We start from the raw sequence: 10,175 nt of genomic DNA on the forward strand, positions 1-10,175 counted from the left end.
CTATAATTATTTTTGTTTTCAAAATACTACGCTATTATTGCTTTAATTTCATTGATAAATCTTACTGCTAAATCATCTGCAGCTTGCTGAGATTTTGCTTCTGTGTAGATTCTAATAATTGGCTCTGTATTAGATTTACGTAAATGAATCCACTCTTCTGCAAAATCTATCTTTACACCATCTATTGTATTTACATCTTCGTTAGAATAGGTAGACGCCATTGTTTCTAAAATCTTGTCTACATCTATTTCTGGTGTTAACTGAATTTTATTTTTACTCATAAAGTAACTAGGGTATGAATCTCTTAGCTCTTTACAAGATATTTTTTTGTTTGCTAAATGCGATAAAAATAAAGCGACACCCACTAGAGAATCTCTACCATAATGAGAAGCTGGATAAATGATTCCACCATTTCCTTCTCCACCAATTACTGTATTGGTTTCTTTCATTTTGATAACCACATTTACTTCTCCAACTGCTGAAGCGGTATACGTTCCTCCATGCTTTTCTGTTACATCTCTTAATGCTCTAGAAGATGATAAATTAGAAACCGTGTTTCCACCACCTAATTTCCCTAAAACATAATCTGCACAAGCAACTAAAGTATATTCTTCTCCGAACATAGAACCGTCTTCAGAAATTAAAGCCAAACGATCTACATCTGGATCTACTACAATTCCGAAATCTGCTTTTTTCTTTACCACCAATTCAGAGATATCTGTTAAGTGTTCTTTTAAAGGTTCTGGATTGTGAGGAAACTCACCGTTTGGTGTACAATATAACTCTACACACTTTACTCCTAATTCTTTTAATAAAGCAGGAATAAAGATTCCTCCTGTAGAATTTACACCATCTACAACTACTTTAAATTTTGCTTTTTTAATAGCCTTAACATCTACTAAATCTAGTTTTAAAACTTCTTTAATGTGCTTCTTTAAGTATTTTTTATTCTTTTTATAAGAACCTAAATCATCTACTTCTGCAAATGAAAAATCTTCACTTTCTGCTAAAGCTAAAATTTGCTCTCCTTCTTCTCCGTTTAAGAACTCTCCTTTTTCATTTAAAAGTTTTAAAGCATTCCATTCTTTCGGATTGTGAGATGCTGTTAAAATAATTCCTCCATCTGCTTTTTCTAAAGGTACTGCAACTTCTACTGTTGGTGTTGTAGATAAACCTAAATCTATTACATCTATTCCTAAACCTACTAAAGTATTGGCAACTAAACTAGAAATCATTTTACCAGAAATACGAGCGTCTCTACCAACTACTACTTTTATTTTTTTCTTACCAGGATTTCTAGCCTTAATAAATGCTCCGTATGCAGAAGCAAATTTTACTGCGTCTATTGGTGTTAAATTATCAGCAGTTTTTCCGCCAATGGTTCCTCTAATTCCTGAAATTGATTTTATTAATGTCATAATTTTTGGTTGTCTTTTTAAGCGGGACAAATATAATTCTATTAAATGATAAAATAAATTAGTAGGTAGTAAATTTTGATTTGCTTTTGGTTGGCAAAAATGTGCGTTAGGGATTGCAACGGCATCCTTTTTATAGCACTTATTAAAAAGCTTCATTGCGAGGAACGAAGCAAACTGTTAATTAATGATGAGATTGCCACAGTTTACAAAAAAAATAAACTTCGTAATGACAGCTATAAAAAGATATAGTGGAAAGACCGACCTTTTTAGGGAACACCCAGAAAAGAGTTGGCAGTATTCAGTATTCAGTATTCAGTATTCAGTATTCAGTATTCAGTATTCAAAAAATAAATTTTTTGAATACTGGAAACCTACAAAATTGTTAGAAACTTTAAAGCACAAAAAAAGCCGATACAAATTGTATCGGCTTTTAAAATATATTAGAATTGTAAATGATTATTTACCTTCTTCCATTTTTTTCTTTAATGCTGCAAGACCACCAATATCTCCTAAGGTAGTTTTTTCTGCGTCTGCTGCTTTCTTAACGGCAACTTTCACATTTCTTTTCTCTTGCTCTTTAAATAAAGATGTATGAGAAACAACAACTCTTCTGTATTCTTTAGAGAATTCTAAAACTACAAATTCGATTTTGTCTCCTTTTTCTAATTTAGAACCATCTTCTTTTTCTAAGAATCTTGTTGGTGCAAATCCTTCTACGCCATCAGCGAAAGTTACAACTGCTCCTTTATCATTCTTTTCTTTGATTGTTCCTTCATGTTTAGAACCGATTGCATACGTAGCTTCATGTGCATCCCAAGGGTTATCTTGAGTTTGCTTATGACCTAAGTTTAACTTTCTGTTCTCTACATCTAATTCTAATACTTGTACTTCAAGTTTATCACCAACAGTTACAAAATCTGATGGATGCTTCACTTTCTTAGTCCAAGATAAGTCTGAGATATAAACTAAACCATCAATACCTTCTTCTAATTCTACGAATACACCAAAGTTAGTATAGTTACGAACTGTACCAGTGTGAGTAGAACCTACAGGATATTTAGTAGTAATATCTGTCCAAGGATCTGGGTGTAATTGTTTGATACCTAAAGACATTTTACGGTCTTCACGGTCTAAAGTTAAAATTTGAGCTTCAACTTTATCTCCAACTTTCACGAAATCTTGTGCAGAACGTAAGTGAGTTGACCAAGACATTTCAGAAACGTGAATTAACCCTTCTACTCCTTGTTCTACTTCTACAAACGCACCATAATCAGCTAAAACAACAACTTCACCATTTACTTTATCACCAACTTTTAATTCGTTGTTTAAAGCTTCCCAAGGGTGAGCAGATAATTGTTTTAATCCTAATTGAATTCTAGATTTGTTATCATCAAAGTCTAAAATTACAACGTTTAATTTTTGATCTAACTCAACAACCTCATTTGGATGATTGATTCTAGACCAAGATAAATCAGTAATATGTACTAATCCGTCTACACCACCTAAATCAACAAAGACACCATAAGAAGTAATATTTTTAACAATACCTTCTAATACTTGTCCTTTTTCTAATTGACCAATAATTTCTTTTTTCTGTAATTCAATATCAGCTTCAATAAGAGCTTTATGAGATACAACAACGTTTTTAAATTCGTGGTTGATTTTAACAACTTTAAATTCCATTGTTTTCTCAACATACTGATCGTAATCTCTAATTGGCTTAACGTCAATTTGAGATCCTGGTAAGAATGCTTCAATTCCGAAAACATCTACAATCATACCACCTCTAGTTCTACATTTAACGAAACCGTTAACTACTTCACCAGTTTCATGAGCATTGTTAACACGTTCCCATGCTTTAATAACTCTTGCTTTTTTGTGAGATAATACTAATTGACCAGAAGAATCTTCTCTTTTGTCAACTAATACTTCTACAGTATCTCCTTCTTTTAAACCTTGGTTGTAACGAAATTCGTTTAAAGAAATAACTCCTTCAGATTTAGAGTTGATATCGATGATTGCATCTCTATCAGTAATTCTGATTACAGTTCCTTCAATTACGTCACGCTCGTTTACAAAACCTACAGTTCCTTCTAACGCTTTTTCAAATGCTTGTAATTTTTCTTCATCAACAGCTTCAATACCTTGTTCGTATTTGTGCCAGTTAAAATCAGCTAAAAATTGTGTTGGATCTACAGCAGGAGTCGCTGTTTCTTGTACTTCAGCAGCAACTACTTGCTCTTCAGTGTTTTTTGTTTCTTCAGACATTTCTGAATAATAATTTTGTATCTTATTGTTTATCAGATTTTAACGATATAAACGCAAAGAGTTGTTTTTATAAATTGTTTTAAATATTCCTTTTATAAATCTGTTCTCGTAAAAAGGAGTGCAAATTTACAAAAATGTTTTGATTTATAACACTTTACAATTAATTTATTATTCCTTTTATTCTTGATATACAAAAAACTACCTTTGCACCCTTAAAACCTTTTAGGTAGATTTTAATGAAGATGGATAAAAATACAAAAGATTTAGTAGATAAAGGAATAATGCTTCCGTTAATGGAAGAGTTCTATACCATACAAGGAGAAGGTGCTCATACAGGTACTGCCGCTTATTTTATTAGAGTTGGTGGTTGCGATGTAGGTTGCCATTGGTGCGATGTTAAAGAAAGTTGGAATGCAGAATTGCACCCACCAACTTTAGCAGACACTATTGTAGATAATGTTAAAAAATATGCAGAAACCGTTGTTATAACTGGTGGTGAGCCTTTAATGTGGTCTATGGATTATATTACAGATTTACTTCAAAAAAACAATATTAGAACGCACATAGAAACTTCTGGTGCGTATTCTTTTTCGGGTAAATGGAATTGGTTTTGCCTATCGCCAAAGAAAACAAAAATGCCTTTAGCAGAATGTTATCCAGAAGCAGATGAGCTTAAAATGATAATTCATAACAAATCTGATTTTGATTTTGCAGAACAAGAAGCTGCTAAGGTCGGAGAAAAATGTCAACTTTATTTACAACCAGAATGGAGTAAAAAAGAAAAAATGACAGCAGAAATTGTAGAATATGTAATGAAAAATCCAAAATGGAAAATTTCTTTACAAACACACAAATACCTGAATATTCCATAATATTCAGGTACTTTATATTTTTATTAGAAGCTGTTTCCTGCTTTTCATTATATCTTTTTATAACTATCATTGCCAGGTTTACTTTTTTGTAAACTGTGGCTATCTCCTTTAAGGTAACATATCATCACATTTAAAAGGCTATAAAAAGGATGCCATTTCAATCAGGGCTAAGCGTATTTATAAAACAATAACTAATCAGTGAGTTTTTTATCTACTAAGGTACAAATTCTCTCAAATTGCTCTGTAATTCCCATATCAGAATTATCAAAACCAATTGCATCACTCGCTTTCATTAAAGGAGAATCTTCTCTTGTAGAATCTATTCTATCTCGTTCTTCAACATTAAAAAGAATATCTTCAAATTTTACATTATCTCCTCTATCAATTAATTCTTTATAACGCCTTGTAGCTCTTTTATCTGCAGAAGCAGTCATAAATAATTTTAATTCAGCCTTCGGAAAAACAACTGTTCCAATATCTCTACCGTCCATAACAATACCGCTGTTTACTCCCATAAGTTGCTGTTCTGCAACTAACTTTTTTCTTACTTCAGAAATAGTAGATACTTTACTAACTAGTTGAGAAACTTCTAAGGTTCTAATCTCTTTTTCTACATTAATAGCATTTAAAAACATTTCTGCAAAACCTAAATCTTTATTAAATTGAAAAGTAAGAGAAATATTTTTAAGGTTTAAAAGAAGTCCTTTTTCATCTAAATGAGTTTTACTTACAAAATTATTATTCATAGCAAACAGAGTAACCGCTCTGTACATTGCACCTGTATCTACATAAATATAATTGTATTTTTTTGCTAATAATTTAGCAATGGTGCTTTTTCCTGTTGATGAAAAACCATCAATAGCTATTATAATTTTTTTATTCATATTACCTTCTACTATCTAAATCTATTAATAAACTAAAAGTACTTGCATTTGCTGCAGAATGAAATTTAGAATATGCATAATTAAACTTTAATCTGTTCAATTGAATTCCAAACCCATAAGAAAAACCACTAAAAGTTCTAGCGTTTTGTAATTTTAATTCTGCTGCTCTTCTAAAATTATATCCCAATCTTAAATTAATTAAACTCTCAGGAAACAATTCACCTCCTATTACAAAATGTCTAAAAGTATTTCCTATAAAACCTACGTCTTCATTAGTAGCATTACCTTCAAAATCGGCTATTTGATCAGAAGGATTTGCTACAGAAATATCCCATTTTTGTAAGTTATCTATAGTTGCATACCATTTTAATGGTACGTATTCTAATTTGTAAGAACCTCCTAATGCAACTTTAAATGGCATTTTTTCTTTTACACCATTATATTTTGTAACTGAGTACCAATATTTCTAGCAACTAAAGTAAATGTATAAGGTTTGTAAGGGTTATTGTATAAAATGGCTAAATCTGCAGAAACACCAACAGAACTATAACTGTCTATATTAGAATTTATAAACCTTAGGTTAGCACCAACAAAAATATTTGATTCTGGTATATTTAAAGCATAACCAGCTGACACTGCAATATCACTTGCATTAAAATTACCTGTTTCTTTTCCTTGCTCATCAGCTCCTATTAAAGAACCATAATCTATATATTTAATACTTCCATGTATGGTTCCAAACCTTCTAGAAATAGTCTTTGCAAATGCTAAAGACCCAATATTTATACCAGCTAAATAACTCGTGTAATTTGCAGATATTTTATTATCAAGCTCAACACTAATCACAGAAGGATTCCAAATAGGTTGGTTTACATCATCTAAAAGTGTTAAAACCTCACCACCTAAAGCTACTTGTCTCGCAGAAGTAGAAATATTTAAAAACTGATACACTTCTTCTCCTCCAACTTGAGCAGTTAAAGAGATAGAAAAAAATAAAATAGAAATAAAAAATAATTTAATCATTAACTAATTTAGTTTCAATTTACAAATATACTTTATAACGTTGTAGCATCATAAAAATTACTATTTAAAACTATAAAATATTTTCATATAAATGTCATTATAAAATAATCCTGAATATTATTCTTGAGAAATATTTATAATTTCATCATAATTAATATTAAGATTCAACAGACATATAAAGCTAATAAGTTCCTACCTCCTATTTTCTAAAAATATAATTATACATGGTTTTGTCTTAAAAAGGCACTTCAAAAAGTATAATATTGAGACAGCCACTTATTCTGAATACATATTATATTAAACGCTTCAAAACTAAGAAAATCAACTATACTTTATTAAAAACAAAGGCTATTGAGTACTGAAATATTTTTGATTCCTTATTATTTATTGTATTTTCGTCCATACAACTGTTTTTCTACATTTATTTGTTTCTTATAAGCTTTATCTTGACTACACATTAAAGTTTACCTCTTAAAAACAGTATTAAACAAGCCACTAAATAAATTAACCTATATATTTTACGAAAACTACAATATGAGTAATTCTTTTAGATCCAAAACTACCTTAGATAAAGGCGTAAACTATAACCTAGTCTGATTTTTATAATCTCCATTTGTCTAATTTCTGCTATTTTCCCTGAATTTACAGAAACCCTGCTGGATAAGGTTAAAAACTTCATATTTGTTAACTTTAACTGGGTATACGTTTGGTCTGTTACAATATTTGTTATTTCTTAATTTATTTAATGTTAGTAAGTACGGAAACATTAAGCTAGGAAGTAACGATAGCAAACCAGACTATTCTTACTTTTCTTGGGTTTCAATGTTATTTTCCGCAGGCATGGGAATTGGGTTGATGTATTTTAGTGTAGCAGAACCGATGCAACATTACTCCAATGAAGTATTAATGGGCAATAGTAACATTAGTCCTGCAAAAAATGCTCAATTATATACTTTTTTCCATGGGGAATTCATGCCTGGGCTATCTATGGTACTGTAGGATTATCATTATCCTACTTCGCATATCGATACAAACTTCCACTTTCATTACGAAGCTGTTTATATCCAATACTAAAAGATAAGGTTAAAGGAAAATGGGGGTAACGCAATTGATGTATTCGCTCTTTGTAGTACCTTTTTTGGAATAACAACCACACTTGGTTTTGGTGTTGTTCAAATAAATTCCGGATTAGAAACCCTAAACATAGTACCCGAAAGTAGTTTTATCTATCAAATTATAATAGTAGGTGTATTGGTTTCTATTTCCATTATTTCTGCTGTAACCGGCGTAGATAAAGGTGTTAAAATACTGAGTAATATTAATATTATTAGTGTTGTTATTTTATTATTATTTGTTTTATTTCTAGGCCCAACTGTTTATATAATAAGCAGTTTTACCGAAGGAATGGGAAGTTATATTCATAACTTTTTTTAAACTAACATTTAACACACATATTATGAAGAAGAAACACTGCCTTGGTTTTACGATTGGACCATACTTTACTGGGCGTGGTGGATTTCTTGGTCTCCTTATGTTGGACTTTTTATTGCTAAAATTTCTAAAGGAAGAACTATACGAGAATTTATTTCAGCAGTATTAATTATACCAACATTATTCAATTTTATTTGGATGTCTGTATTCGGAAATAGTGCTATTTGGTTTGATATGAATGTCGCAAATGGACTACTTAGTGAATTATCTAGTAATCCTGATGCCTTGATGTTTAATTTTTTAGAATACCTTCCATTCACTAAGTTAATTAGTTTATTAGCTATTTCTATCATTCTTATTTTCTTTGTAACATCTGCAGATTCAGGGATGTTTGTAATGAATAGTATCTCTAGTAAGAACTCACAAAATTCACCCAAAATGGCAAACTGCAGGATGGGGAATTCTACTTGCTGTTCTGGCTCTATTTTTATTAAATGCTGGTGGACTTGAAGCCTTACAAAGCATGACGCTTATTACAGCACTACCGTTTTCCATAATAATTCTTTTATTTGTTGTAAGCCTTGTAAAAGCACTCGCTATAGATAATGATTATTACAAACGTGATTTTCAAGTAACTCCATGGTCTGGTTTATTTTGGAAAGAACGTTTAAAACAAATTATTTCTTATGATGATCAAAAATCTGTTAATGAATTTATAGAAAATACGGTTAAACCAGCCTTTAAAGAACTACAACAAGAATTTGTAAATAATGGAATTGAAGCAACTGTTCATTTTTTCCGAAAAACCCAAAAGCGTAGAGATTGAAATTAAGTATGATGTCGTTAATAATTTTGTATATGGTGTAAAAAATCAATCAAAATTAGTTTCTCAATATTTAATTGATGAAGACAACCTTGGAGGGTTTGAAGAAGATTGTTCGTACCTTCCTATAACTTATTTTGGTGATTACAGAAAAGGATATGACGTACGCCTTTTTACTAAAGATGAACTAATTTCTGATGTTCTCAAACATTACGAAAGGCTTTTAGCTATTATTTCGAAGAAAAAAACGAAATGTTTATTAGTAGCAATGCGAATAAAAAATAAATCAGTACTTTAAAGTTAACAATTCGTAGAACGATTTCATTAAATTTACTAGTTCTTGAACCGTTTATACGTTTGCTGTCGTCCTTTCCAGATTATAATGGTACTAATATTATGAAATTTCTTCTTTTAAATCTTCTTCAGATTCAAAATAAGTTTCCCATAACAAATCACTATACAATAGACCTACTAAAGAATTATATTTAACCATTTGTTTGTAGTAAAGCATATCTATGTTTTATTACTAATACGAGATCATTTATAAAGGATATTTGTCTTTTAATTAACTTGTTTTTTCTAAATTAAAAACCAATATCAGTTAATGTTTCATAAAATTAATTTTGTTGTAAGAAAGCAAGGGTATAAAAACTATTTAAAAGCAGTTAAGTCTTCAATTAAATACTCCCAAAATACTAAACATCTAACAATTTAAAGAATTCTGTTATCAAATATAAGAGATTTCTCCTATCGTAGAAATAACAACATAGATAGTTTTATATAATGTGATAAAAAAAGACAAACTAAAATAAATTCAGATTGACAAATAACAAGACTTCACGAAAGGCTAGTGCTCGTTTGTAACGAGTACCGTCACAGATAATTAATTTTCACATACATTTTATCATTTCTACCTTTTGGGGAGAAATCATCTAACAATGTAAAGTATTCTGTAATCAAAGATATGAGATATCTCTTGCCAATCGAAATAACAACATAGATAGTTTTATATAATGTGCTGAAAAAAGACTATGCTTTCACTTTAGCAAATATAAAACTCAATTCCAAGATTAAGGTAAACCTATAATAAATTAAGATCGATAAAAAATAAAGATTCACATAAGGCTAGTGCTAATTTAATTCCAGAAAAATAAGGTAAAACTAAAATAAAAACAGAATGACAAATAACAAGACTTCCCATAAGGCTAGTGCTCGTTTGTAACGAGTACCGTCACAGATAATTGGTTTTCATACAGTTTGCCATTCTACTTTGAGTTTAGCACAAAAAAAAAACCTCAATTCGTAAGAATTGAGGTTTAAAGAAAGGCGGCGACCTACTCTCCCACATAAATGCAGTACCATCGGCGCGATTGGGCTTAACTTCTCTGTTCGAGATGGGAAGAGGTGAGCCCCAATGCTATAACCACCCTAAAATTTTCAGTTGAATTGCTTCAAC

At 30.5% G+C, this 10,175-nt stretch carries 8 protein-coding genes, 1 rRNA gene and 2 pseudogenes; 5 read left to right on the forward strand and 6 right to left on the reverse strand.

The window, feature by feature from the left end; genetic code table 11:
- Positions 1 to 26: 26 nt before the first annotated feature.
- Complete coding sequence (gene glmM / locus KV700_RS05915) at positions 27 to 1,418, reverse strand: phosphoglucosamine mutase (RefSeq protein WP_218599504.1); 1,392 nt, start codon at positions 1,416 to 1,418, stop codon at positions 27 to 29.
- A 456-nt stretch (positions 1,419 to 1,874) separates the two neighbouring features.
- Entirely contained in the window at positions 1,875 to 3,686 is a 1,812-nt protein-coding gene (gene rpsA, locus KV700_RS05920; protein ID WP_166381635.1) for a 30S ribosomal protein S1, read from the reverse strand.
- Positions 3,687 to 3,928: 242 nt separating this feature from the next.
- Here rpsA and KV700_RS05925 point away from each other — a divergent pair, with 242 nt between their 5' ends.
- Positions 3,929 to 4,558, forward strand: a complete 630-nt coding sequence (locus tag KV700_RS05925; RefSeq protein WP_166381633.1) for a 7-carboxy-7-deazaguanine synthase QueE — start codon at positions 3,929 to 3,931, stop codon at positions 4,556 to 4,558.
- A 191-nt stretch (positions 4,559 to 4,749) separates the two neighbouring features.
- Here KV700_RS05925 and cmk read toward each other — a convergent pair whose 3' ends face one another.
- From cmk to KV700_RS17250, 3 genes are read right to left on the reverse strand one after another with little or no spacing between them, the layout of a single operon-like run.
- Entirely contained in the window at positions 4,750 to 5,442 is a 693-nt protein-coding gene (gene cmk, locus KV700_RS05930; RefSeq protein ID WP_166381631.1) for a (d)CMP kinase, read from the reverse strand.
- A gap of 1 nt (position 5,443) precedes the next feature.
- On the reverse strand, positions 5,444 to 5,863 hold the full coding sequence (locus KV700_RS17245) for a hypothetical protein (protein WP_254712981.1): 420 nt from the start codon (positions 5,861 to 5,863) through the stop codon (positions 5,444 to 5,446).
- Between the two features lie 8 nt (positions 5,864 to 5,871).
- The gene (locus KV700_RS17250; RefSeq protein ID WP_254712982.1) at positions 5,872 to 6,465 is read right to left on the reverse strand and encodes a PorV/PorQ family protein; all 594 of its coding nucleotides are present in this window, start codon (positions 6,463 to 6,465) and stop codon (positions 5,872 to 5,874) included.
- A 629-nt stretch (positions 6,466 to 7,094) separates the two neighbouring features.
- Between KV700_RS17250 and KV700_RS17390 the strand changes: the two are divergent.
- The 4 genes and pseudogenes from KV700_RS17390 to KV700_RS17265 all read left to right on the forward strand — a co-directional run bounded on the left by KV700_RS17390 (position 7,095) and on the right by KV700_RS17265 (position 9,017).
- Positions 7,095 to 7,568: pseudogene (locus KV700_RS17390) on the forward strand (BCCT family transporter).
- A gap of 40 nt (positions 7,569 to 7,608) precedes the next feature.
- A pseudogene (locus tag KV700_RS17255) lies at positions 7,609 to 8,406 on the forward strand (BCCT family transporter).
- Positions 8,372 to 8,722, forward strand: a complete 351-nt coding sequence (locus KV700_RS17260; protein WP_254713004.1) for a BCCT family transporter — start codon at positions 8,372 to 8,374, stop codon at positions 8,720 to 8,722. The pseudogene KV700_RS17255 and the gene KV700_RS17260 overlap by 35 nt, the downstream one beginning before the upstream one ends.
- Positions 8,667 to 9,017 (forward strand): hypothetical protein, encoded by a 351-nt coding sequence (locus tag KV700_RS17265; RefSeq protein ID WP_254712983.1) that lies wholly within the window; start codon positions 8,667 to 8,669, stop codon positions 9,015 to 9,017. The genes KV700_RS17260 and KV700_RS17265 overlap by 56 nt, the downstream gene beginning before the upstream one ends.
- A 1,023-nt stretch (positions 9,018 to 10,040) precedes the next feature.
- Here the strand turns inward: KV700_RS17265 and rrf are convergent.
- Positions 10,041 to 10,150, reverse strand: a 5S ribosomal RNA gene (rrf, locus tag KV700_RS05945).
- Positions 10,151 to 10,175 lie beyond the last annotated feature (25 nt).

It is taken from the genome of Polaribacter sp. NJDZ03, from assembly GCF_019263805.1.
Classification (GTDB): domain Bacteria; phylum Bacteroidota; class Bacteroidia; order Flavobacteriales; family Flavobacteriaceae; genus Polaribacter.

Coding starts and splice junctions, on each gene's coding strand:
- rpsA (WP_166381635.1), bottom strand. CDS start 3,686: ATGTCTGAAGAAACAAAAAACACTGAAGAGCAAGTAGTTGCTGCTGAA.
- cmk (WP_166381631.1), bottom strand. CDS start 5,442: ATGAATAAAAAAATTATAATAGCTATTGATGGTTTTTCATCAACAGGA.
- KV700_RS17245 (WP_254712981.1), bottom strand. CDS start 5,863: ATGCCATTTAAAGTTGCATTAGGAGGTTCTTACAAATTAGAATACGTA.
- KV700_RS05925 (WP_166381633.1), top strand. CDS start 3,929: ATGGATAAAAATACAAAAGATTTAGTAGATAAAGGAATAATGCTTCCG.
- KV700_RS17265 (WP_254712983.1), top strand. CDS start 8,667: ATGGAATTGAAGCAACTGTTCATTTTTTCCGAAAAACCCAAAAGCGTA.
- glmM (WP_218599504.1), bottom strand. CDS start 1,418: ATGACATTAATAAAATCAATTTCAGGAATTAGAGGAACCATTGGCGGA.
- KV700_RS17250 (WP_254712982.1), bottom strand. CDS start 6,465: ATGATTAAATTATTTTTTATTTCTATTTTATTTTTTTCTATCTCTTTA.